23 protein-coding genes are annotated in these 23,356 nt (G+C 68.2%); 13 read left to right on the forward strand and 10 right to left on the reverse strand.

Annotated elements, in window-relative coordinates:
• The first annotated feature begins 100 nt into the window (after positions 1-100).
• From DV707_RS03725 to DV707_RS03735, 3 genes are all read left to right on the forward strand, one after another.
• On the forward strand, positions 101-325 hold the full coding sequence (locus DV707_RS03725) for a helix-turn-helix domain-containing protein (RefSeq protein ID WP_103990551.1): 225 nt from the start codon (positions 101-103) through the stop codon (positions 323-325).
• Between the two features lie 95 nt (positions 326-420).
• Positions 421-3,666 carry a carbamoyl-phosphate synthase large subunit gene (gene carB / locus DV707_RS03730; RefSeq protein ID WP_103990550.1) on the forward strand — a complete coding sequence of 1,082 codons (3,246 nt, stop codon included), beginning with the start codon at positions 421-423 and terminating at the stop codon, positions 3,664-3,666.
• Positions 3,667-4,170: 504 nt separating this feature from the next.
• Entirely contained in the window at positions 4,171-4,782 is a 612-nt protein-coding gene (locus tag DV707_RS03735; protein WP_103990549.1) for a DUF6149 family protein, read from the forward strand.
• A 115-nt stretch (positions 4,783-4,897) separates the two neighbouring features.
• Here DV707_RS03735 and DV707_RS03740 read toward each other — a convergent pair whose 3' ends face one another.
• Complete coding sequence (locus DV707_RS03740) at positions 4,898-6,292, reverse strand: NAD(P)/FAD-dependent oxidoreductase (RefSeq protein WP_103990548.1); 1,395 nt, start codon at positions 6,290-6,292, stop codon at positions 4,898-4,900.
• Positions 6,293-6,432: 140 nt separating this feature from the next.
• Here DV707_RS03740 and DV707_RS03745 point away from each other — a divergent pair, with 140 nt between their 5' ends.
• A complete protein-coding gene (locus tag DV707_RS03745; RefSeq protein ID WP_103990547.1) occupies positions 6,433-7,308 on the forward strand; it encodes a homoserine kinase in 876 nt (291 codons plus the stop codon).
• A gap of 113 nt (positions 7,309-7,421) precedes the next feature.
• Here DV707_RS03745 and pdxS read toward each other — a convergent pair whose 3' ends face one another.
• Complete coding sequence (gene pdxS, locus DV707_RS03750) at positions 7,422-8,330, reverse strand: pyridoxal 5'-phosphate synthase lyase subunit PdxS (protein WP_103990546.1); 909 nt, start codon at positions 8,328-8,330, stop codon at positions 7,422-7,424.
• Positions 8,331-8,527: 197 nt separating this feature from the next.
• Here pdxS and DV707_RS03755 point away from each other — a divergent pair, with 197 nt between their 5' ends.
• Both DV707_RS03755 and DV707_RS03760 read left to right on the forward strand, forming a co-directional pair.
• A complete protein-coding gene (locus DV707_RS03755; protein WP_103990545.1) occupies positions 8,528-9,301 on the forward strand; it encodes a DUF1405 domain-containing protein in 774 nt (257 codons plus the stop codon).
• Between the two features lie 159 nt (positions 9,302-9,460).
• Positions 9,461-10,543 carry a hypothetical protein gene (locus DV707_RS03760; protein ID WP_103990544.1) on the forward strand — a complete coding sequence of 361 codons (1,083 nt, stop codon included), beginning with the start codon at positions 9,461-9,463 and terminating at the stop codon, positions 10,541-10,543.
• Positions 10,544-10,570: 27 nt separating this feature from the next.
• Here the strand turns inward: DV707_RS03760 and DV707_RS03765 are convergent, their stop codons facing one another.
• Entirely contained in the window at positions 10,571-11,662 is a 1,092-nt protein-coding gene (locus DV707_RS03765) for an aminopeptidase (protein WP_103990543.1), read from the reverse strand.
• Between the two features lie 141 nt (positions 11,663-11,803).
• Between DV707_RS03765 and DV707_RS03770 the strand changes: the two genes are divergently transcribed.
• A complete protein-coding gene (locus tag DV707_RS03770) occupies positions 11,804-12,145 on the forward strand; it encodes a HalOD1 output domain-containing protein (protein ID WP_160113911.1) in 342 nt (113 codons plus the stop codon).
• A gap of 6 nt (positions 12,146-12,151) precedes the next feature.
• On the opposite strand, the gene DV707_RS03775 is transcribed toward DV707_RS03770, so the two are convergent.
• Together DV707_RS03775 and DV707_RS03780 are read right to left on the reverse strand one after the other, a co-directional pair.
• Complete coding sequence (locus DV707_RS03775) at positions 12,152-12,850, reverse strand: helix-turn-helix domain-containing protein (protein WP_103990542.1); 699 nt, start codon at positions 12,848-12,850, stop codon at positions 12,152-12,154.
• Positions 12,851-13,111: 261 nt separating this feature from the next.
• Positions 13,112-13,702, reverse strand: a complete 591-nt coding sequence (locus DV707_RS03780; RefSeq protein ID WP_103991233.1) for a DUF1684 domain-containing protein — start codon at positions 13,700-13,702, stop codon at positions 13,112-13,114.
• A 252-nt stretch (positions 13,703-13,954) separates the two neighbouring features.
• On the opposite strand from DV707_RS03780, the gene cmk reads away from it, so the two are divergent.
• From cmk to DV707_RS03795, 3 genes are all read left to right on the forward strand, one after another.
• Positions 13,955-14,569, forward strand: coding sequence for a (d)CMP kinase (cmk, locus tag DV707_RS03785; RefSeq protein ID WP_103990541.1), 615 nt, complete (start codon positions 13,955-13,957; stop codon positions 14,567-14,569).
• Positions 14,570-15,023: 454 nt separating this feature from the next.
• On the forward strand, positions 15,024-15,293 hold the full coding sequence (locus DV707_RS03790) for a type II toxin-antitoxin system HicB family antitoxin (RefSeq protein ID WP_103990540.1): 270 nt from the start codon (positions 15,024-15,026) through the stop codon (positions 15,291-15,293).
• Complete coding sequence (locus tag DV707_RS03795) at positions 15,293-15,544, forward strand: type II toxin-antitoxin system HicA family toxin (protein WP_103990539.1); 252 nt, start codon at positions 15,293-15,295, stop codon at positions 15,542-15,544. The genes DV707_RS03790 and DV707_RS03795 overlap by 1 nt, the downstream gene beginning before the upstream one ends.
• 219 nt (positions 15,545-15,763) lie before the next feature.
• Here the strand turns inward: DV707_RS03795 and DV707_RS03800 are convergent, their stop codons facing one another.
• Positions 15,764-16,693, reverse strand: coding sequence for a DMT family transporter (locus DV707_RS03800; RefSeq protein ID WP_103990538.1), 930 nt, complete (start codon positions 16,691-16,693; stop codon positions 15,764-15,766).
• A gap of 80 nt (positions 16,694-16,773) precedes the next feature.
• On the opposite strand from DV707_RS03800, the gene DV707_RS03805 reads away from it, so the two are divergent.
• Positions 16,774-17,049: a hypothetical protein gene (locus DV707_RS03805; RefSeq protein WP_103990537.1), complete on the forward strand. Its 276-nt coding sequence runs from the start codon at positions 16,774-16,776 to the stop codon at positions 17,047-17,049.
• 56 nt (positions 17,050-17,105) lie between these two features.
• Here the strand turns inward: DV707_RS03805 and DV707_RS03810 are convergent, their stop codons facing one another.
• Entirely contained in the window at positions 17,106-17,627 is a 522-nt protein-coding gene (locus DV707_RS03810) for a CBS domain-containing protein (protein WP_103990536.1), read from the reverse strand.
• A gap of 116 nt (positions 17,628-17,743) precedes the next feature.
• On the opposite strand from DV707_RS03810, the gene DV707_RS03815 reads away from it, so the two are divergent.
• Positions 17,744-18,418, forward strand: coding sequence for a ribonuclease H family protein (locus DV707_RS03815; RefSeq protein WP_103990535.1), 675 nt, complete (start codon positions 17,744-17,746; stop codon positions 18,416-18,418).
• 88 nt (positions 18,419-18,506) lie between these two features.
• Here DV707_RS03815 and DV707_RS03820 read toward each other — a convergent pair whose 3' ends face one another.
• From DV707_RS03820 to DV707_RS03825, 3 genes are all read right to left on the reverse strand, one after another.
• On the reverse strand, positions 18,507-20,750 hold the full coding sequence (locus DV707_RS03820; protein WP_103990534.1) for an NADP-dependent malic enzyme: 2,244 nt from the start codon (positions 20,748-20,750) through the stop codon (positions 18,507-18,509).
• 68 nt (positions 20,751-20,818) lie between these two features.
• On the reverse strand, positions 20,819-20,944 hold the full coding sequence (locus DV707_RS19160; RefSeq protein WP_268806870.1) for a hypothetical protein: 126 nt from the start codon (positions 20,942-20,944) through the stop codon (positions 20,819-20,821).
• Between the two features lie 11 nt (positions 20,945-20,955).
• Positions 20,956-22,152 (reverse strand): M24 family metallopeptidase, encoded by a 1,197-nt coding sequence (locus DV707_RS03825; protein WP_103990533.1) that lies wholly within the window; start codon positions 22,150-22,152, stop codon positions 20,956-20,958.
• 171 nt (positions 22,153-22,323) lie between these two features.
• Between DV707_RS03825 and DV707_RS03830 the strand changes: the two genes are divergently transcribed.
• Positions 22,324-23,163 carry a COX15/CtaA family protein gene (locus DV707_RS03830; RefSeq protein WP_103990532.1) on the forward strand — a complete coding sequence of 280 codons (840 nt, stop codon included), beginning with the start codon at positions 22,324-22,326 and terminating at the stop codon, positions 23,161-23,163.
• The last annotated feature ends 193 nt before the right edge of the window (positions 23,164-23,356 follow it).

A 23,356-nucleotide genomic window follows, 5' to 3' on the forward strand; every position in this document is an offset into this window, starting at 1 on the left:
GCTCGTTCTCCTCGCCGCGTGCGTCCGTGTTCGCCCATCTTCGGGCCGTCTGACGCCTGTCGCACTGACACCTAAGCGTCGTCGGAGCGTAAACGAGGGTATGATCGCGACCCGGCCACCCGGGTTCGAACAGCTCCTCGACGTCCTCGAAGAGGCGGAGGAACCGCTCACCGCACGCGAAATCCTGGAGCGCCTGCAGGCGCGCGACGTCGATGCCTTCGAGACGCCCTATCGGGTCGCGACCGTCCTCGGGCAGATCGAAGAGCGCGGCGGTCCGGTCGACGTGGTCGAGGGGAGCCCGTACCGGTATCGGTCCGTCGAGTGAGGTGCCGCGGCGAGCAGTTACGAATTTCGAAACGGCTTTTCGCATCTCGTAGTATTTCGCCGGGCTTATTACGATGTGCGGACTCAAACAGCGTGATGACTGACGAGGACACCTCGACAGGCGGTGCGGCAGCGTCCGAAGACCGGACGATACTGCTCATCGGCAGCGGACCCATCCAGATCGGACAGGCGGCCGAGTTCGACTACTCCGGCGCGCAGGCCTGCCGAGCGCTCCAGGAGGAGGGGGCGCGAGTCGTCCTCGTCAACTCGAACCCGGCGACGATCATGACCGACCCGGAGATGGCCGACCGGGTCTACATCGAGCCGATCACCCCGGAAGCGATCGCCGAGATCATCCGCGAGGAGAACCCCGACGGCGTCATCGCCGGCCTGGGCGGCCAGACCGGGCTGAACGTCACGGCCGAACTCGCAGAGCAGGGCATCCTCGAGGAGCACGATGTCGAGATCATGGGCACGCCGCTGGACACCATCTACGCCACGGAGGACCGCGACCTCTTCCGCCAGCGGATGGAGAACATCGGCCAGCCCGTCCCCGAGTCGACGACCATCTCGCTCGACGAGGACGAGGAGGTCCAGGGGATGACCGAGGACGACCTCCGCGACCGCGTCGACGACGCCGTCGACGAGGTCGGCGGCCTCCCCGTGATCGCGCGGACGACCTACACCCTCGGCGGGTCGGGTTCGGGCGTCGTCCACGAGTTCGAAGAACTGTACGAGCGCGTTCGCAAGGGCCTCCGCCTCTCGCGCAACAGCGAGGTGCTCATCACCGAGTCCATCTCGGGCTGGGTCGAACTCGAGTACGAGGTGATGCGCGACGCCGACGACTCCTGTATCATCATCTGCAACATGGAGAACATCGACCCGATGGGCATCCACACGGGCGAGTCCATCGTGGTCACGCCCTCGCAGGTCATCCCCGACGAGGGCCACCAGGAGATGCGCGACGCCGCGCTCGAAGTGATCCGGGAACTCGGCATCCAGGGCGGCTGTAACATCCAGTTCGCCTGGCACGACGACGGCACGCCCGGCGGCGAGTACAGAGTCGTCGAGGTCAACCCCCGCGTCTCACGCTCCTCGGCGCTCGCCTCGAAGGCGACCGGCTACCCGATCGCCCGTGTGACCGCGAAGGTCGCGCTCGGCAAACGGCTCCACGAGATCGAGAACGAGATCACCGGCGAGACGACCGCGGCGTTCGAGCCCGCGATCGACTACGTCGTCACGAAGATCCCGCGGTGGCCCAAGGACAAGTTCGACGACGTCGACTTCACGCTCTCGACGGCGATGAAGTCCACGGGAGAGGCGATGGCCATCGGCCGGACGTTCGAGGAGTCGATGCTGAAGGCGATCCGATCGACGGAGTACGAGCCCGCGACCGACGTCGAGGCCGTCTCCGACGAGGTGCTCGAAACCGAACTGCTCGAACGGCCGACGCCCGATAGGACGTACGCCATCTTCGAGGCGTTCGACCGCGGCTACTCCATCGAGGACGTCCAGGAACTGACCGGCATCAAGGAGTGGTATCTCGAACGCTACCAGCGCGTCTCCAGTGCGATGGACGCCGCCCAGGAGGGCGACTTCACGACCGCCGCGACCGCCGGCGTCACGAACGCCGAGATCGCGGCCTCGACGGGATCGACCGTCAGCGAGGTCGAGACCGACGTCCCCGGGCGCACGTACAAGCAGGTCGACACCTGCGCCGGCGAGTTCGCCGCCCAGACGCCCTACTACTACTCCTCGCGCAAGCCCGAGTTCTACAAGGGCCCCTACGAGGGCGACGCCGCGGCGGGCGAGCTCCGCGTCGACCGCGACGTCGAGAGCGTCGTCGTCGTCGGCGGTGGCCCGATCCGCATCGGCCAGGGCGTCGAGTTCGACTACTGCTCGGTCCACGCCGTCCAGGCGCTCCGTGAGATGGGCATCGACGCCCACGTCGTCAACAACAACCCCGAGACGGTCTCGACCGACTACGACACCTCCGACGGCCTCTTCTTCGAGCCCATCACCGCCGAAGAGGTCGCAGACGTCGTCGAGGCGGCCGACGCCGACGGCGTGATGGTCCAGTTCGGCGGCCAGACCTCGGTCAACATCGGTCACCCGCTGAAGTCCGAGATCGACCGTCGGGGACTGGACTGCGAGATCCTCGGCACGAGCGTCGACGCGATGGACCTCGCGGAGGACCGCGACCGCTTCAACCGCCTGATGGACGACCTCGGCATCCTCCAGCCGGAGGGCGGCTCCGCGACCAGCGAGGAGGAGGCGCTCGATCTGGCGAACGACATCGGCTACCCCGTGCTCGTTCGTCCCTCCTACGTGCTGGGCGGCCGCGCGATGCAGGTCGTCTACTCCGACGCGGAACTGAAGGAGTACATCGAGGAGGCCGTCCGCGTCTCCCCCGACAAGCCGATCCTCATCGACGACTTCCTCGCCGACGCGATCGAACTCGACGTCGACGCCGTCTCCGACGGCGAGCGCGCGATCATCGGCGGCGTGATGGAGCACGTCGAGAGCGCCGGCGTCCACTCCGGCGACTCCGCGTGTATGATCCCGCCGCGCTCGCTCGACGCCGACACCCTCGAACGCGTCCGCGAGGTCACAGAGGACATCGCGACCGCGCTCGACACGGTCGGCCTGCTGAACGTCCAGTTGGCCGTCAAGGACGGCGACGTGTACGTGCTGGAAGCCAACCCGCGCTCCTCGCGGACCGTCCCGTTCGTCTCGAAGGCGACGGACGTGCCGATCGCGAAACTCGCCGCGAAGGTGATGGCCGGCGAGACGCTCGACGATCTGGACGTCGAGGAGAAGATCCCCGGCGACGTCAGCGTCAAGGAGGTCGTCCTGCCGTTCGACCGCCTGCCGGGATCGGACCCGCGCCTCGGCCCGGAGATGAAATCGACGGGCGAGGTGATGGGCACCGCCTCGACGTTCGGCAAGGCCTACGACAAAGCCCAGGACGCCACCGGCAAGCCGATCCCCGAGAGCGGGACCGCGTGGGTCGACCTCTCCGCCGACGAGTTCCCCGACCCCGAAACCGAGGACGGGAACGCGCTCGAAGCCGGCTACGACGCGCACTTCGACCTCGCGACGTTCGACGACGAGGAGGAACTCGTCTCGGCGCTGCGCGCCGGCGAGATCGACCTCGTGGTCTCTCGGGACCGCGACGCGCTGGAAGTCTGCGTCGAGGAGGAGATCACCTACTTCTCGACGACCGCCTCCGCGTTCGCGGCGCTGGAAGCCCTCGACTCGAAGGACGATCCGATCGACGTCGAGGCCGTCTCCGACCGCCCGCGCCGGATCCAGCAGTGGGGCGCGCCCTCGGACGACTGATCCGGTAGCGGCGAACCCCACATAACGCGATTCGGGATCATCGACGCCTCGCTGTTTTCGCAACCGGACGTAGGTTTATATCCGAACCCGCGGCCAGAGCCCTCGTGATCTGACGACGACCCCGCGTCGGGTCGCGGTTGCTCGGCACGTCGACGCGGGGAAACGGCGACGGCGCTGCGAGGACGTCGTCGCCGGCGGTGTGCCGACTGTTCGCTACCGGGACAGCCGCGGCTCCAAGTGGGACCCTGACCGACGGGCGGTGGGAGCCGATCGAACAACCACGGGTGGGACTGGAAGGGGCCGCGCTCTCGGCGAAGGCGCGCGACGCAAGCACCGCAAGAGTGAGCGAAGCGAACGACGAGGAGCACAGCGAGCGCACCAAGTCGAGAGCGCGGGGGCTTCCGAGATTCTCGCAGTTGCAACACCAACTCGGGCGGGCTTCACGAAACCACCAGATACGTACACGCGTGTCATTCAAGTTCGCCCGGTCCCAACGCCGATCCGATGAAACTCCGCCAGAACATCCGCCACTTCGCGGCGAAGAAGGCGCTGACGATGCCGGTCGTCGGCGACATCGCGACGGACAAACTCGTCGACCTCCACGTCCGCGTGTTCGGCGAGAAGGCCGACCCGGACCACCGCGAGGAGCGCGAGCCGCATATGGCGACGTTCTTCGAGTTGACGTTCGACACGTACGTCCGCGCGCTCGAAGAGGGGTTCACCGAGGCGGAGGCCAGAGAGATCACGCATATTCAGGCGAACTTCGACTTCTACAACCACGGCTGGACGGAGATGATGGAGTTCCCGGTCGAGGAACTCGAAGCCCACTACGAACGCTACGAGGAGTTCTTCGAGCGCTACGACATCGACATCGCGAGCCCGCTCGGGGACTTCCGCACGAAGGAGATTCCGGACGCGCCGTCGACGCCGGAACGGTTGGAGGACCCCGAGCACCCGCACGCCGCGAGCGGCTTCGCCGACGACGTCTACGTCGAGGGCGAGGACGGCGAGGTCCGCGTCGGCGGTCGCGAGGAACCCGAGGACGTCGACGTCGAGATCGCCCCGGGTCTCCAGGACGTCGACGCCGAGGGCGACGCCGACGAGACCGAGGCATAAGCGTCCGTTCGTCGCCGCTCGCCATCGAATTCGTCGCCGATCACTCGTCGCGTATCCCGCTTACCTTCCTACCGTCGCGTATCCCGCTTATCCCCCTACCGCCGCGTCTCCCGCCTCACTCGTCGACGCCGAACTCGAAACCCGTGCCGACCGCGCCGCCGGTGTCCGCGTCCACCGACGCGTCGATCCGGTCGGCCACCTCGTAGCCGGCGACGATTCCCCCGTTGAGCGACCGCTCCGGATACTGCGCCTCCGAGGCCATCCCGGCGTAGTAGACGCCGTCGCCGACGTCCTCGTCGAGGTGGTAGGGCACCACGAGATCCAGGTAGCCCCGCTCGTAGATCGGAGCGGCGCGGGGGTTGCGCGCGATCCGACACTCGGCGACCGCGGATCGATCGAAGTCGGGAAACATCGACTCGATCTCCTCGAGCCACGTCTCTCTCACCTCCTCGTCGTCCATCCGCCACAGGTCTTCCTCCCGATCCTGGACGTACGCCGCGACGTAGAGGAGGTGATCGCCGCCGTAGCGCTCCCGCTCGACGAAGTTGGTGTGCTCGATGAGCGCGCCGAAGGGCGCGTCGTGTGCGACGTTGAGCCAGTAGGTGTCGAGAAGCGACTCCTCCATCGTGAGGAGGCCGCAGATCGCCCCCTGGAAGTCGATCTCGCAGGGGAATCCCGTCAGGGACTCCAAGACGTTCGGCATCGTCGCGACGACGGCGGCGTCGACGTCGTGGCTCTCATCGCCTGTCGTCTCCGCCTCCGCGCCGTCCGAGTCGCCCGACCCGACCGTCAGCGACTGCACGCGTCCGTTCTCGACCGTGAGATCCGTCACGGGCGCGCCGGTCTCGATGTTCTCCCGCCCGACGGCGTCGACGAGCGCGTCGAGCAGGACGCCGAACCCGCCGTCGAGGTAGCCGAGAACCTCTCCGCGGAGGAGGTCCCGTTCCCCGCGAAATCGGACTCGGCCGAGGAACCACGCCGCGGAGATGTCGTCCTTTCTGTCGCCGTACTTCCCGTCCAAGAGCGGGTCGACGAAGTTCTCGTAGACGCTCTTCGTGGTGTGTTCTTCGACGAACTCCCGGACCGTGACGTGCTCGTACTCGGCGAGGTCGTCGTAGGCGTCGAAGTCGGGCACCAGCCCGCGGACGTCGACCCCCTGCGTGAGCATCCCCAGCCGGAACTTGTCGTAGAGGCTCATGTGCGGGTACGCGAGGATCTCCCACGGCGTGTCGAGGGGGTGGACCACGCCGTCGACGTAGTAGCCGTTGGTACCGATGCGCCACTCGATCCGCTCTTCGAGTCCCAACTCCGCGGCGAGTTCGACGATCGTCTCCTCCGATTTCGAGAGGTGGTGATAGAACTTCTCGACGTCGTCGCCGCGGGTCTCGTAGGTGGCCGCGAGGCCGCCGAGCTGGTCTGCGGCCTCGAACACCCGCACGTCGTGGCCGTGTTGCTGCAACCGATAGGCGGCCGCGAGTCCCGCGATCCCGCCGCCGACGACGCCGATCATACCGGCCCTACTCGGCGGCCCCGAAAGTGTGTTCCGTTCCGGTGCGCCCGACCCGCTCGAACCGCCGGATCGCCCCGCCGATCGGTCTCGCAGTACCGTCGTTCGCTACCTTTTTACCCTCGTTGGGCAACCTGACGCGTATGCAGACGGTCAGGGCCCCGGCGACCAGCGCGAATCTCGGCAGCGGATTCGACGTCTTCGGCGTCGCCCTCGACCGACCGACCGACGTCGTCCGTGTCGAGAAGGCCGACCGGACGACCATCGAGATGACCGGCGTCGGGAGCCAGTACATCCCCGAAGACCCCGAGAAGAACGTCGTCGGGGCCGTCGCGGAGGCGCTCGACGCCCCCGCGCACATCCAGATCGACAAGGGGGTCCGCCCCTCCTCGGGGCTCGGCTCCTCGGCGGCCAGTTCCGCCGCGGCGGCCGTCGCGCTGAACGCCCTCTACGATCGGGGGCTCTCCCGGGAGGAACTCGTCCCGATCGCCGCCGAGGGCGAGGCGGTCGTCTCCGGCGAGGCCCACGCCGACAACGTCGCTCCCGCGCTCCTGGGGGGGTTCACCATCGCGCGCGGCGGCTCCGTCACCGCCGTCGACGCGTCGATCCCGCTCGTTGCCTGCCTGCCGGAGATCGCGGTCTCGACCCGCGACGCCCGCGCCGTCGTCCCGACGTCGGCGTCGATGGAGGACGTCGTCCACACCGTCGGCTCGGCGGCGACGCTCGCGGTCGGGATGTGCCGCGACGATCCCGCACTGGTGGGACTCGGGATGGACGAGCGCGTCGTCACGCCCGCCCGCGCGGAACTCATCACCGGGTACGACGCCGTCCGCGAGGCGGCGCTCGACGCGGGCGCGACGGGCGTCACCGTCTCCGGGGCCGGCCCGGCCGTCCTCGCGCCGTGTCCCGACCCGGACCGCAGACACGTCGCGGCGGCGATGGTCGACGCCTTCGCCGACGCCGGCGTCGAGTCCCGCGCGTATCAGACGCGCGTGAGCGGTGGCGCGACGCTGTACTGATCGGCTTTTCGCGTTCTGCGTTCGAGACTTGTTCTCGGTTCGTAGCGATGCCTGCTCGTTCGATGCGTAACCCGCGAACCGAAATAACGGAGAACGTCGTGCGATTCGACGACTTAGACGCCGCGACCCTGCAGTTTCTCCTCTTCGGGGAGGTCCGCGTTGGACTCGCCTTTCATCCCCTTGCCGAGGTTCGAGGCGATGTCGGCGAGTTCGTCGGGGTCGTCCCAGTTGTTGACGGCCTCGACGATGGCCTCGCCCATCGCCGGCGGGTTCTCCGCGCCGAAGATGCCGGAGCCGACGAAGATGCCGTCACAGCCGTGGTGCATCATCAGCGCCGCGTCGGCGGGCGTCGCGATGCCGCCGGCGGCGAAGTTCACGACCGGCAGCCGACCCATCTCGGCGGTCTCGTGGACGAGGTCCGCGGGCGCCTCGTGCTCTCTGGCCCACTTCTCGCGCTCCTCGTGGGTCTTCCCTTCGAGTTCGCGGATCGCGCCCTTGATGTTGCGCTGGTGGTGGACGGCCTGGTTCACGTCGCCGGTGCCGGCCTCGCCCTTCGTGCGGATCATCGCCGCGCCCTCGTCGATCCGGCGGAGCGCCTCGCCGAGGTTGCGCGCGCCGCAGACGAACGGCGCGGTGAAGTCGCGCTTGTCGATGTGGTAGCGGTCGTCGGCGGGCGTGAGCACCTCGCTCTCGTCGATCATGTCGACGCCGACCGACTGGAGGATCTGCGCCTCCTTCGTGTGACCGATTCGGGACTTCCCCATCACCGGGATCGAGACCGACTCGACGATCTCCGCGACGTCCGCGGGGTCGGCCATCCGCGCGACGCCGCCGCGCTTTCGGATGTCCGCGGGGACGGCTTCGAGCGCCATCACCGCGACCGCGCCGGCTTCCTCGGCGATTCTCGCCTGTTCGGCGTCGACGACGTCCATGATGACGCCGCCCTTCTGCATCTGTGCGAACCCGCGCTTGACGAGGTCGGTTCCGCGCCGGAGTTCGGACAGATCGGTCTCCTCGGGCATACACCTGGATTACGGTCGAACGTACTTAAACCGTTGAGTCACGGCGTCGGCGCGGCGTTCGGCGGTCGGGGCGCGGCCGGTAGACTCTTACGTGAAGAGCGTCCCCCGCGGGGGAAAACGGGAGTTCCGGCCGTCCGGACGCTCCCCGCCGCTACCGGAACCGTCACCGCTTTTTCGCCTGGATCCGAGCGTCGGGTATGGCATCGCCCCGCGCGTCCGCCTCGACGCTCCACGACCTCGTCTCGGGCGACGGGCTCCCGGCACCCGAGAGCCTCCCGCGCTGGCTCGCCCCGCTGCCGACGTGGCTCGAGAACGTCGGCCTCCGCTTCGCCTGGGTCGTCGTCGCGATCAACCTCCTCGGGACCGCCTTCGGCTTCTGGTACTACGGCTTTCACCCCTTGCCGCTGTCGGATCCGCTTGTCACCTGGCAGTTCGCCGCGGAACCGGTCGCGATGTGGCCGTTCGTCCCCGACAGCCCGATGGCGACGCTGTTCATCGCGCTGGCGTTCGCGAGCTGGAAACTCGGCCGGACGAACGAGTACCTCGCGGCGCTGGCCTTCTTCGGCTGCTGGAAGCTCGGGCTGTGGACGCCGTACGTCCTCACGGTCTTCGCCGACGCGTTCCTGGAGACGACGTGGCTCCCGCTCTACGTCTTCCTGTTCGTGAGCCACCTCGCGATGGTCGTCCAGGCGTTCGTCCTCCACCGGATCGCCGACTTCCCGATCCGCGCGGTCGCCGTCGCGCTCGCGTGGTACGGCCTCAACGACGTCGTCGACTACTTCGTCCCGATCGTCGGCGACCCGCACCACACGTCGCTGCCGCTGGCGGACGCGACGGTCGTCGGGATCGGCGGCGGGACGACGGTCCTGCAGCTCGCCGCCGCCGGCGCGGTGGTGCTCACGTTCGTCGCGACGTTCTTCGCGCTCGCGACGCGCGCGAAGAAACTGGAACTGCTGGCCGGGGCGGACTGAATTGGAGCCGCTGGCCGGGGCGGACTGAATTGGAGCCGCTGGCCGGGGCGGACTGAATTGGAGCCGCTGGTCGGGGCCGACCGACACCGGGCTATCGCGTCGACGCCGTTTCGCTCGTTGACGCGACGCTTTTCCGCGTGAGGAGCGAACGTGTACCCGATGAGCGATCTCTTCGATTCCGTCGCCGACCTCCCGCTCGCGGTCGAGTCGACCGAACGGAGCCGACGCGAGCGCGACACCTCCAGCGGCTTCGTTCGAACGACGACCACGTTCCACCTGTCGGGACCGGCGGCCCCCGACGCCGACGGGGCCGAGGAGACCCACACCGGCCGCGGCGAGGACGTCAGCTACGACACCGCCGATCACGACGCCCTCGCGGACGCGCCGGCGTTCGACCTCGCGGGCGAGTACACGTTCGCTGAGTTCTCCTCCGCCCTCGACGACGTCGACCTGTTCCCGACGGCGCCCCCCGAGCGCGAGACGGCGCGGCACTACCGCCGTTGGGCGGTCGAGTCGGCGGCGCTGGACCTGGCGCTCCGGCAGAACGACCTGTCGCTCTCGGAGGCCGTCGGCCGCGCGCCCGAGCCGGTCCGCTTCGTCGCGTCGATGCGGCTCGGGGACCCGCCGACGACCGACCGACTCCACGCGGTGCTGGATGCCTACCCCGACACCGAGTTCAAACTCGACCCGACGCCCGAGTGGGACGCCGACCTCGTCGAGGCGGTCGCGTCGACCGAGGCGGTTCGGATTCTCGACCTGAAGGGCCTCTACGAGGGGACCGAGGTCGACGCCGATCCCGATCCGGACCTCTACGAGCGGCTGCTCTCGGCGTTCCCCGAGGCGGTCATCGAAGACCCGGGGCTGACCGACGAGACGCGCCCGCTCTTCGACGGCGAGGAGGGGCGGGTCTCGTGGGACTACCCGATCACGGGCGTCGAGTCCGTCGAGGACCTCCCGTTCGAGCCCGAGTGGTTGAATATCAAACCCTCGCGGTTCGGCACGGTCGAGTCGCTGTTCGAGACGATCGAGTGGGCCGAGGCCCGGGACGTCGACCTGTACGGCGGCGGCCAGTTCGAACTCGGCGTCGGCCGCGACCACGTCCAACTGCTCGCGTCGCTGTTCTACCCCGAGGGGCCGAACGACGTCGCGCCCAGTGGGTACAACGACCCCGAAGTGAGAGATGGGTTACCAACGAGTCCGCTCGACGCGCCGAAGAACGCGGTCGGACTGTCGTGGGACTGACCGCAACGCGGCGAAGGTCCGGCGGGATCAGGCCTCGTCGAAGCCGTCCTCGAAGACGAACGTCCCGTCGCGCTGGACGACCTCGCCGTCGACCTCGATGACCGAGTCCTCGCTCATGTCGACGATCATGTCGACGTGTTCGGCGCTCTCGTTGCGCTCGTTCTCCTCGCCGACCGTGTCGGGGTACGCCGAGCCGACGGCCATATGGACGGTGTCGCCCATCTTCTCGTCGAAGAGCATGTTGTACGTGAACCGGTCGATCGCGCGGTTCATCCCGATGCCGAGTTCGCCGAGGTAGCGCGCGCCCTCGTCGGTCTCGAAGATGCCGTCGAGGACGTCCTCGTTGCGGCCGGCGCTGTAGGACTCCACGCGGCCGTCCTCGAAGCGGACGCGGACGTCTTCGATCTCTCGTCCCTGCCGGTACAGCGGCATATCGAAGTGGACCTCGCCGTCGACCTCGTCGCGGACGGGCGCGGTGAACACTTCCCCGCCGGGGAGGTTCGCCTCGCCGAAGTCGTTGAGCGTCTCGTTGCCCGCGAGGCTCATCGTGACGTCGGTCTCCTCGCCCGATTTGATGCGCACCTCGTCGGCGTCGTCGAGTATCTCGACCATTTGCTCTTGGTGCTCGCGCTGTTTCTCCCAGTCGAGGCTGACGGCGTCCCACACGAAGTCCTCGTAGCCCTCCGTGCTCATCCCCGCGAGCTGGGCGTTGCCGGAGGTGGGATACTGCGTGAGACACCACGTCTTCGAGAGGCGCTCCTGGAGGACGGGCTTCATCGCACGGCGGTAGGCGGCGTTGCGCTCGGGGTCGACGTCCGACGTCTCGGTGGCGTTGACGTCGCCGCGGACGGCGACGTAGACGTCCATCTCCTCGTACATCGCGAGGAGGTGCTCGGGCGTCTCGAAGTCGCCATCGTGGTTCCGGAGGAACGCCCGGGTCGCCCGGGAGTCGCTGTTGATCGAGACGGGATGCGCCCCGCGCTCGGCGCACTCCTCGTGGAGCGCGACCACCAGGTCCTCGGCGGCCGCCGGCGCGCTGATCACGACGCAGTCGCCGGATTCGATCCCCGTGGAGTGGTCGGCGACGGTCCGTGCGTGTTCGCGGATTCGCGGGTCCATACCCGAAGGTCGTCCGTCCGGACCAAACCCCTTTCGCCCGCCGCTCGACCCGTCCCCCTCCCGCCTCTCGTTCGGCTCCCTTGATGTGTAGGGACGCTTCCTAAACCCCCTCCGTTCCAAGTAGAGCGTGGCCGAGCCACCATGGAAAACCACACCGATTCACGGCACCTCGACGACGCGGACGCCGTCGCCCGCGTCGACGGCGCGGGCGCGGACTCCGACACTGTGGTCTACACCCGTTCGGACGGAGACTCCCCGTCTCACAGCGTCGTCGAGGCGGTCGCCGACGTGACCGGCACGGAGCCGACCCGACTCCGACCGCTGTACGAGGTGATCGACACCGACGCCCTCGACGACCTGATCGCGGGCGACTCCGAACGACCCCGGGCACCCGAAGGGCTCTCGGTGACCTTCCGGTTCGAGGGCTGCGACGTGGCCGTCTACGGCGACGGCCGGACGGTCGCCTCCCGATCTCCACGGTGACGACTCTCACTCGGCGTCCGCGAACAGCGCCGAGAGGAGCTTGCGCTCGGCGGCGTGGATCTGTTCGGAGAACGTCGCCGACGTGATGTCGAGCGCCGCGGCGACCTCCTCTCCCGTCGCCTCCCGCGGCCAGTCGTAGTACCCCGCCTCGAAGGCGGTCTGGATCACCTCCCGCTGCTTGTCGGTCAACTGCGTCGACAGCAGCTGCTGGTACGTCCCGCCGCTGAACATCGGCTCGATGTTCTCCTTTTCGCGTATTCCCGTCAGTTCGGCGTCGGGATACTCGTCGAGAAACCCCTCGATGACCGCTCTGGTGTCGTACTGCGCCGGAACCTCCGCGACGATGCGACCCTCGCCGTCCGTCGCTCTGGCCGTCCGCGGGAGTCCGCCGAGGGTGCCGAGATGCTGCGCCGGACAGCCGTCGGAGACGAGAAACTCGAAGAGCGAAACGTCGTCGTAGGTGCTGAGGAGCGACGCCTCGACGGTCTCGTACTCCTCGGCGAGCGCGAGGACGCGCTGTGGGTCCACCCCGTTCACGTTGAAGAACTCCGCGTACCGGTCGCCCTTCCGGGGGAGCATCCCGACGAGTTCGACCGCGCAGTTCTCGGCGTCCGAGAGGGCGACGAACGGGTACTTCGAGCCCCGGAGGACGAACTCGACTTCGGAGACCGGATCGTCTCGGTCGGAGGCGGACTTGTTAGCCATCGACTGTCTATCGGAGGTACTCCGAGCGACGTTATGTATCTTCGGTAGCACGACGCGGTACTGTTTAGTTAGGAGTGAAATCGGTGGGAAGGATGCAGGGAAGCCCTCGGAAGCCCCCTTCCATTCCCGCCCGTCGGTGGTTTTCCGGGTGGGAGTCGCTTAACTAAACACGACCCACGACGCACTGCCGACGGCGTTCCAGCGGGTCCGGGGTTACACGGAGCCGAGGAGAGAGCCCGCGACTTCAGTCGTGAGAGGACGTCAGGGTTGCCAGTCCTTCTCGCCGGCGCGGACGGCGGTCTCCAGCCAGTTCTCCTCCGGCGGCAGCGGGCACTCGAAGGTCTCGCTGAACGCGCAGAAGGGCGTGTACGCGAGGTTGAAATCGAGGGTGACCCGGTCGCCGTCGCCGAGTTCGTCCGCCGGGTGGAGTTCGAGGTACCGGCCGCCGCGGTAGCTCTCCTGTCCGGTGGTCTTATCGCGGAACGGGACGAAGATCGGCTCCTCGTCGTCGTCGGGGCGCTGCTTGTAGCCGTGGAGGCGGTGGGTCTCGTCGGCGAGGTCGAAGGCGAACGTGACGACGCGGACGTACCGGACCTCGTTATCGGCGGTCGTCTCCATCGGTACGGGCTCGGGGTCGGCGTGCGTCTCGACGGTCGCCTCGACGCGGTACGCCGGCGCGGGATCGAAGTACTCCAGACCGTCGAAGCCCTCGCGATGCTCCGGCGGAATCGGCGACTGCGGGTGGGAGCCGAAGAAGTCGTCCTTCTCCTCGCGGTTCCGCCGGAGCTCCGAAACGTAGTCCTCGTCGGTCGTGACGGCCTCCGCTGTCGTCTCGCCTTCGTCGTCGGTCATACCGGACCCACGCGCGCCGCGCCGTAACGTCTGACGGTTCCGTGTCGCGTCCGGCAGGTGTCGCGACCGGTGAACGTCGCGTCCGGCGGACGTCGATCCGAGGGTGATCGCGACGGAGGATCGCGTCGGTTCGACGCGCCGACGCCTCATACTGAGTACTATCACTGCGGCCGTCCGTGACGTGCTCTCATCCGTCGAAGCGGCGCGAGGTCCCGCGGCTTTTTGTGGTTCGGTGGTAAGTCCTCAACGTCTATGACAGACGACGACGTCCCGACGGCGCGGTCGGTCGACAGCGACCTCTTCATCACCGTCTCGGGGCCGCCCGGTTGTGGCGCGACGACGCTCTGTGAGGGACTCTCGGCCGCGCTCGACTGCGGGTACGTCTCCGGCGGGGACATCTTCCGCGACCTCGCCGACGAGCGGGACGTATCGCTCTCGCAACTCATCGCGAAGACCGACGAGACCGACGAGATCGACCGCGCGCTGGACCGTCGTCTCCGGACGATCGCCGAGAAGTGGGGCGCGTCGAGCAAACCGTTCGTCCTCGAATCGCGCCTCGCCGGGTGGCTCGCCGGCAACCGCGCGGACCTCCGGATCTGGCTCGACGCCCCCGACGAGGTCCGCGTCGATCGGACGCGCGACCGCGAAGAGATGGAGGCGGAGATGCGCGTCCGCGAGGTCAGCGAGGCCGGTCGGTACAAGTCGTACTACGACATCGACATCTCCGATCAGTCCTTCTACGACCTCTCGATCAACACCGCGCGCTGGAGTCCGGAAGCCACCCTGGAGATGGTCCTCACCGCCATCGAGGAGTACGACCCCGAGGTCGACGAGGGCGCGTTCCCGACCGACGACTTCGAGCTGTAACCGTCGATCTGTAGTTATTAATCGAGGGCGTCCCAGAACCATTCACAAGGCGTTCTCTTCATTGGTTCTGAGAACGAATCCCCCTGTTATATCGCGCCTGCGTGTTGAGCATCCGCGAGCGGAGCGAGCGGTTCACCGACGTAGCCGCCGGAGTTCCCGTGAGCGACTGACAGGAGCGAACGGGAGCACGGAAGAGCTCTGCTCTTCCGGAGGCGGCGGAGTCGGACGTTTTTTGGTCCAGCTTTTTGCAACGAGGGCGAGACGGCAGAGCCGTCTCGCTTCCCCACGGGCGACTCACGGGTCGCCCGTGGAGAGCGGTGCGCCGGAGGCGCACCCGAGTCAGCAAAAAGGTAGCTGTATTGAGCGGTCCGCTACCCTTTATTCTGGTCGCGGCGTCCCCGAGTAGCCTCGTCGGACCAAATACTTATTCTCTCCACCCCGTATATCAGCCGTGATGGCAACCTCGACGTGGGACGGCGACAACTACGAAGACGAAATCCGTCTCTGGCGTGAGGACGAGTGGTGGATCGCCAAAGACGTCGAAACGGGAGTCACGACTCAGGGATCCTCACGAACTTCGGCACTGGAAAACCTTGATGACGCCGTTGCCCTCCGAAAGGGTGAGACTGGACGCGAACCCACGGACGAGGAACTCAGATCGATGGGAATCGATCCAGAGGATAACACGACCGGTGATCAGGACCCTCCGGACGTCCTGAAGTAATGGGGAGACGGACGTTCTCCGGGCGAGAGGTGGTCACGGTCCTCGTCAACGTCGGCGGATTCGATTGGCGTCGAACGACCGGCGACCACGCCCAACTGTACTACGAGCATCCGACCAACGAAGACGACCGGCGGCAGGTTACTGTGCCGCTCCACGATGAACTCCGGATCGGAACGCTTCGAGAGATTGCCGAGAACGCAGGTGCGCACAACTTTGACGACTTCTGTGCCTGGATCGATCGAAATTCGTAGGAAAGTACCAAAATCTCATTCCAAGTTGCCACCTCCTCCCGAGAGCGTCATACAAGAGACCCCATAGCGAACCTCAAATCGATCAATTTGCTCACTATATCCTCTGTACTGAGCGATTCCTGCTCGGGTGTGGGAACCATCCTACGATACTCTCGTTAATCAGTACCTGTCGATCAGTCTCCGCCCGCCGCTCGGCCGCGCCGGCCGTCTCCCCCGAGTTCACGGCCGCGACACCATCTTCCGGAGCCGCGGCACCTCCGCGCGGATCGCCCGGCGCTTCAGGAGCAGGAACCCGACGAAGATGACGAAGAAGCCGACCACCGTGTGGACGGTCGGCACCTCGGCGAGGACGGCCCACCCCGCGAGCGCGGCGGAGACCGGTGCGACGTAGGACACGAGGTTGATCTCGATGGCCCCGAGTCGCTCCAGCAGGTCGAAGTAGATGAGAAAGCCGAGCGCGCTCGCGACGACCGAGAGGTAGGCGAGCGCCGCCAGCGACTCGACCGTCCAGGCGACGTCCGCGAGCGACTCGCCCATCCCGAAGCTCACGACGTGCATGATGAGCGCGCCGCCGACCATCGACCACGCCTCCATCGTCTCGATCGGGAGTTCGGCCTCGACGCGCCGGGTCAACACCGACCCGAGCGCGAACGCCGCGGCGGCCCCGAAGATCAGGAGCTTCGCGACGGCGCCGCCGGCCAGGAGGTTCTCCGGGTCGGGGTTCGAAAGGATCACGACGCCGACCAGGCCGAGGAACAGGCCCGCGATCCCCGCGGCCGTGAGTCGCTCCTCCGGGAGGAACAGGCGGGCGAAGCCGGTCGTCAGCACCGGGCTGAGACTCACGATGACGGCCGCGGCGGCCGACGTGACGGCCGGGTCGGTCTCGCCGATGAAGAGCAGCGTGTGGTAGCCGGCGATGAGGAGCGTCGCCCCGATCCCGACGAGCGTCCACTGCCCGCGCGTCCGCGGGATCGGGTCGTCGGTGGCATAGAACGCGTACGCGAGCATCAACACGCCGGCGACGTCGTAGCGGAACGCCGCGAAGAGCACCGGCGGGATGTAGGCGAGACCGGCCTTGATCGCCATGAACGCCGACCCCCACGCGGCGGCCAGGAGGGTGAATAACAGCAGGTTGCGGTACCGGGACACAGAGGCACTGCGGCCCCGGGTGTTCTCAACGTTTCGTTCGCTGGCGACGTTTTAAGTTCAGGTGGTGTGACAGGTGGGGTATGGACGGGTCACCGTATCGCCCCCCAACTGAGGAGGAGTTCGAGCAGGTCGAAGCGGCGTTCAACGACTACTACGCCTTCGGCGATCGGTTCTCGCTGGACGACTTCCCCGTGATCGTGATCGACGAGTACGAGACCGGCGACGACTCCTACGGCGGTCGGCTGGCCGTCGTCGTCGACGGCGGCGCGAACGCCACCACCTACGGCTTCGACGACGACGGCGCGTTCCTCGCGAGCGACGCGCTCAACGAGAAGCGCGGCGAAGAGGTGCGCTAAGATGCTCGCTCGGGGGCGGGGTCACGGCTCCCGTCTCCCGCTGCTGCTCGGCAGGATCAGGCGTCTCCGCCCTCGGCCGTCCGCTCGTCTCGGATCGCTCGGATGACGTCCTGCCGGGCGACGATCCCCACGAGTCCGCCGTCCTCGACGACCGGTAGTCTGTTGATGTCGCGTTCGTCGTCGGCGAGGAGGTCTAGGATCTCGTCCAGCGACGTCCCGGGCGCGACGGTCACCACGTCCTCGGTCATCACCTCGCGGACGGGTTTGTTCGTGTTCCGCAGGAGGTCGATCCCCAGGTCCAGGTCGTCCCAGGAGACGTCGACCGCGTAGGTGAGCGTCTCCAGGAAGGGGGGAAAGCCGACCGGAATCCACAGCGTCCGGTCCTTCGTCTGGAACAGGCCGACGAGGTCGTGCTGGGTGACGATGCCGACGACCGCGCCCTCGTCTACCACGGGAAAGCCGTTGAAGTCCGCGCGGGCGAGGCGGCCGAGCACCTCGCTCACGTCGTCGTCGGGCGAGACGGTCTCGACGTCCGTCGTCATCAACTCCCGCGCCGTCAGAGACTGGATTCGGGCCATACCCGTCGGTTCGTCGCCCGGCGGTCTAATTATTCCGACCGGAACGCGGGGCCGTGGCGGTACGTCGGGGCCGTCGGCTGAGTTATCTTTAAGAACGCGCACGGACTAGCGAGCGTATGGCCGCTCACGGCCGTCCGACGCTCCGTGACCTGTTCGACGACTCGCCGACCCCGCACATCGCGCACCCGCCGCGCACTCACCACCGACACTTCTACGTCGCGACCGACGGGTCGTACCGCCGCGACGGCGGCGGACTGGGCGCGGTGATCGAGGCGCGAGACGGCACCCGCGTCGCGCGGGTCTCTCTACCCGACACCGCCCCGAACAACAACGTCGCGGAGTATCGCGCGCTGCACCTCGGTCTCGACGTCCTCGCCGCTCGAACGCCCTCGGACGCCCGCGTCGGCGTCCTCGTCGACCACGACCACCTCGCGGCCGCCGTCAACGGCGAGGTGCTCGCCGGTTCCGGCGGCGACGCGGAGTGGCGTCCGACCGGCCGCGAGCGGATCCCCTCCGGCAGCGAGTCCCACTGGCGGGGGATCTGCGCGCGGATCGCCGGGTTCGAGGAGCTACGGGCGGCCCGGATCGACGGCCGGGAGAACCCCGCCCACCCGCTCGCGAACGCCCCCGGCGACTACGCGCACGTGAACCGCCGACCGGACCGCTGCGTGGTCCCCGAGCCCGTCGACGCCGGCGACGCCGGACCCGCGACGGTCGAGGAGCGGGGAACCGAGAACGCCGATCCGCAGTACCCGCCGCCGTCGCGGTTCGAGGGTCGGGCGAGCGACTGATCCCGACACGCCGGCCCGGATCGACGCCCCGATCTTCGTCGGCTTCGCCTGCTCTTCTCGCTCGACTCCTTTCGAGCGTCCCCGGCCGCTACTCCTGGGCGTCGACGACGGCGACGCCGGCGAGGTTGACGATGTCTTTCACCTCGTCGCCGCGCTGGAGGACGTGGACGGGCTTGTCCATCCCGACGAGCATCGGACCGATGGCCTCCGCGCCGCCGAGGCGCTGCAGCAGTTTGTAGCCGATGTTCCCCGCTTCGAGGTTCGGGAAGACGAGCACGTTCGCGGGCTGGTCGAGCTGTGAGAACTCATAGGTGCCCTCGAGGATGTCCTCGACGACGGCGGTGTCGGCCTGCATCTCGCCGTCGACCGGGAAGTCGACCTCCGCGTCGGCGTGGAGCTCGGAGACGGCGTCGCGGATCTTCCGGGTGCCCTCGTTGTCGACGCTCCCGAAGTTCGAGTACGACAGCATCGCCGCGCGCGGTTCGACGTTGAACCGCCGGGCGAGTTCCGCGGTGTGTTTGGTGATCTCCGCGAGCACGTCCGAGTCGGGGTCGAGGTTGACGGTCGTGTCGGCGGCGAAGACGACCCGGTTCTTGAACGTCAGCATGTAGACGCCGGCCGCGTAGTCGGCGTCCGGCGCGGTCCCGATGATCGAAAGCGGCGGTCGCAGCGCCGAGGGGTAGTGGTGGGTCAGCCCCGTGAGCATCGCGTCGGCGTCGCCCTCTTCGACCATCACGCTCGCGAGGTAGTTGCTGTCGCCGCGGATCAGTTCGTGGGCCTCGCGCTTCGTGACGCCCTTGCGCTGTTGCAGCTCGTAGAGGCGGTCGGCGTAGTGGTCCCACTCGCCGGCCCAGGGGTCGGCGACCTCGGGTTCGAAATCGAGCCCGAGGTCCGCGGCGGTGCTCGTGATCTCGTCGGTGTCGCCGACGAGGACCGGGTGAGCGATCCCCTGCTCCCGCATCTGGTAGGCCGCGCGGATCATCTTCTCGTCGCCGCCCTCCGCGAGCGCGACCCGCTTGGGGTCGGACTTCGCCTTGTTGAGGACGACGCGCATCATCTCGCGTGACTTGCCGAGCCGGGCTTCGAGGCGCTCCTCGTAGGCGTCGAGGTCGACCTCGGTCCGGGCGCAGCCGGAGTCCATCGCCGCCTCGGCGACGGCGGGGGCGACCTCGAAGAGGACCCGGGGGTCGAGCGGCTTCGGGATGACGTAATCGGGGCCGAACTGCAGCGGCTGATCGCCGTAGGCTTTCACGACGGCGTCGGGGACGTCCTGTCGCGCGAGGTCCGCCAGCGCCTCCGCGGCGGCGCGCTTCATATCCTCGTTGATCTCCGTCGCGCGCACGTCGAGCGCGCCGCGGAAGATGAACGGGAACCCGAGGACGTTGTTCACCTGGTTCGGGTAGTCCGAGCGCCCTGTCGCCATGATGACCGTGTCGTCGCGGGCGGCCTTCGCCGTCTCGTACTCGATCTCGGGGTCGGGGTTGGCCATCGCGAAGACGATCGGGTTCTCGGCCATCGAGGCGACCATCTCCTGGGAGACGATGCCGCCGACGGAGAGCCCCACGAAGACGTCCGCGCCCGCCAGCGCCTCCGCGAGCGTGTCGTCGTCGGTGTCGGAGGCGAATTGGGCTTTGAACTCGTTGAGGTCCTCGCGGTCGGTCCCGATGACGCCCGAGGAGTCGCACATCGTGATGTTCTCGGTCTCGACCCCGAGCGAGGTGTAGAACCGCGCGGTGGCGATTGCGGAGGCGCCCGCGCCGGAGAAGACGACGTTCAGCTCTCCGAGGTCCTTGTCGACGACGTCGGCGGCGTTCAGGAGCGCGGCTCCGGAAATGATCGCCGTTCCGTGCTGGTCGTCGTGGAAGACCGGGATGTCGACCTCCTCGCGGAGGCGAGACTCGATCTCGAAGCACTCCGGCGCCTTGATGTCTTCGAGGTTGATGCCGCCGAAGGTCGGTTCCATCGCCCGCACCGTGTCGACGATGTCGTCGGGATCGTCGAGGTCGAGTTCGACGTCGAAGACGTCGATGTCCGCGAAGCGCTTGAACAGGACGCCCTTGCCCTCCATCACGGGTTTCGAGGCCTGTGCGCCGATGTCGCCGAGCCCCAGGACCGCAGAGCCGTTCGAGACGACGCCGACGAGGTTCCCCTTCGCGGTGTACTCGTAGGCGCGCGTCGGGTCCGCGTCGATGTCGCGACACGGCGCGGCGACGCCGGGCGAGTACGCCAGCGAGAGGTCCCGCTGGGTGTTCGTCGGCTTCGTCGTCGATATCTCGATCTTGCCGGGCGGTTCCTCGCGGTGATACTCCCTCGCGTCGTCGTCCAGTCCCATAGCGGCGGCGACGATAGCAGCACAAAAAAAGCTATCTGTCGAACGCTGCTTCGACAGACGACGAAGAACTACTCGGGGTCGAGTAGTTCCGCGTCGCCGACGACGCGTCGTGTGCGTCGTGGGCGACGCCCGATCTCCGTCGAGATGCCCGACTGCTCCGCCCCGGGAGCGTCGATCGGTCGGCGTTCGAGCACTATGGGGCCGTTCACTCCCCGCGGAGCGAGCGGACCGCGTGACGCTCGATCTCGAACCCGCCGTCGCCGCAGGAGGCGACCGTCCGCGTGGGCCACTCGCCCGTCCTCGTCAGCACCTCCGCGCCGTCGTCGGTGAGGAGGACGGTGTCCTCGGACTTCGCCCCGCGAACCGTCGGGTTGTACGCGTACGCCAGCGGGACCTCGACCGCCTCGTCGCTCCCGGGCGTCGCGATCCACTCGCGGCCCGCGAAGCCGGCGGCCCCGCCCTGGTGGTGGTTCTTCCACTCGCCGGCCTCGCCGACCGCGTCGTACGCCGCGACGACCTCCTCGAAGACGTCCCCGGCCGTCCCCCCGCTCTCTGCGGCTCGCAGGGTCGCGCCGAGCGCCGTCGTCTCCACCTGCATCGCCCGCTCGTGTCGATCCGTGAGCCACTCGGGAGCGCCCTCGAAGGCCACCGTCCGCGTCGCGCTCGCGTAGAGGCCGCCGCGCTCGGCGGTCACCGACAGCAGCGCGTAGTCGCCGAGCTCGCTCCGCGTCGGCGTGTAGTGGCGGTACCGCTGCGCGCGTTCGCTGCCCCCGACGAGCACCACGGGGGCCTCGATCCCGCGCGTCGCGAGCGAGACGCGCAGGCCCGCGGCGACCTCGTGTTCGGTGTCCGCTGCCTGGAGCTCGCGGGCGACCCGTTCGAGCGCGTCCGCGACGTCCCGGCCCAGCGTGCGGTAGCGCTCGATGTCGGTCTCGGCGAGCGGTCGGCGGAGCCGACTCACCTCCAGGGGTTCGAACCCCGGCACGTCGAAGTCGGCGGCGCCCGCGCCCGCCGTCGCGTCGGCGACGGCCCCCGCCAGCGACGACTCGTACCACGGCACCGACGTGACGTCGAACGCTTCGGGCACCTCCTCGGTCGCGAGCCGCTCGGCCTCGATGTTGTCCGTGACAACGACGAAGCCGTCGGCGCGGGTGTAGCCGGCGGCGGCGACCCCGACGTCGGCGTCGCGGTCGACGACGTTGCTCCCGCCGGTCAGCCACGCGAAGGAGTTCGGGCGGCCGAACCAGACGGCGTCGAGCCCCTTCCCGTCGAGGACGTCCGAGAGCCGCTCGCGACGGTGTTCGAGGTGGTCGTCCGTCCGGTCGACCAGGCCGTCGACCTCGCTGACGCCGCCGTCTTCGCTGCCCGGTGCTCGCTCTCCGGTCGACGCGTCGTCGGTCATACCTCCGCGTTCGATCGATGGCCTTTGAAACGTGTCGAATCGCGGCCGACCCGCCGCCGAGGCTGCACAGCGACCGCGAACCGGCGAGCGAACGACCGCGAACCCCCAACCGCGCGGTTCGGCCGCCCGACGAAAGAGCGATTCAAGTAGCTCCGACCCCGACCTTAGGGTATGGACGCGCGCCTCCGCCGTTTCGTCGGCGTCTCCGCCGCGTTGACGGGCATCCTGATGGTGCTCGGCGTGTACACCGCGGCGACGGGAGCGGGACTGACCTGTGCCGGCCGGTGGCCCTTTTGCGACGGCTTTCTGGGACTCTTCCCGGCGAACTGGAGCAGTTTCGTCGAGTGGTTCCACCGGCTCGTCGCGATGATCACCGGGTTCGTCGTTCTCGGGACCACGATCCTCGCGTGGCGGGAGGACGCGGACCGTCGGATTCGACTCGCGCTCGCCGGCGCGACGATCCTCCTCCCCTCGCAGATCGTCCTCGGCGCGCTCACGGTGACGACCTACGAGTGGGCGATCCTCCTTGCGCACTTCGGGACGGCGTCGATCATCTTCACGGGCGTCGCGCTCGCGGCGGCGTGGACGTACGGTCCCTCGCGGGGCCGGAGCGCCTCCGAAGGCGTGAAAAGGGCCCTCGCCGTCGCGGCCGCCTCGCTCCCCGCCCTCCTCGTGTTGACGCCGCACGCGTTCGTCACGTTCGGACCGCCGGTCCAGGCGGCGTACTACCTCCTCGGTCTCGGCGCGTACGCGGCGCTGCTCTCGGCGGCCGTGTGGGCGTCGCCGGCGACGGGATCCGGGACCGCTCGTCGGGTCCGCCTGCTGAGCGCGGCGGCGGCCGCCGTCGTGATCTCGCTCCTCGTCACCGGTCGGCTGGTCTACGGCGGGACGCTCCAGTACGTCTCCCTCGCGGGCGGTCTCACCGCGCTCGCGCTGGTCGTCGCCGCGTGGTACGCGCTCCGCCGGGACGTCGGCGCAGCCGACTCCCGCGGGATCCCCGGCGGCGACTGACCGCGTTCGCGGCTGTCGGTTTCGCCCGTGGTTGTCGGTTTCGCTCGGTCCGATCCCCCGTACCCGATTTCCGCACGTGCGAGCGGAACCACCCGACCGACTTCCGCACGTGCGGTCGAAAGGCCGTGAGAAGCGTGAACGGACGTATACCGAAGCGACACGTTGTTATATTCCTCTCCACAACGGAACGATG

Origin of the sequence: Halobellus limi (genome assembly GCF_004799685.1) — an archaeon.
Lineage (GTDB): Archaea > Halobacteriota > Halobacteria > Halobacteriales > Haloferacaceae > Haloquadratum > Haloquadratum limi.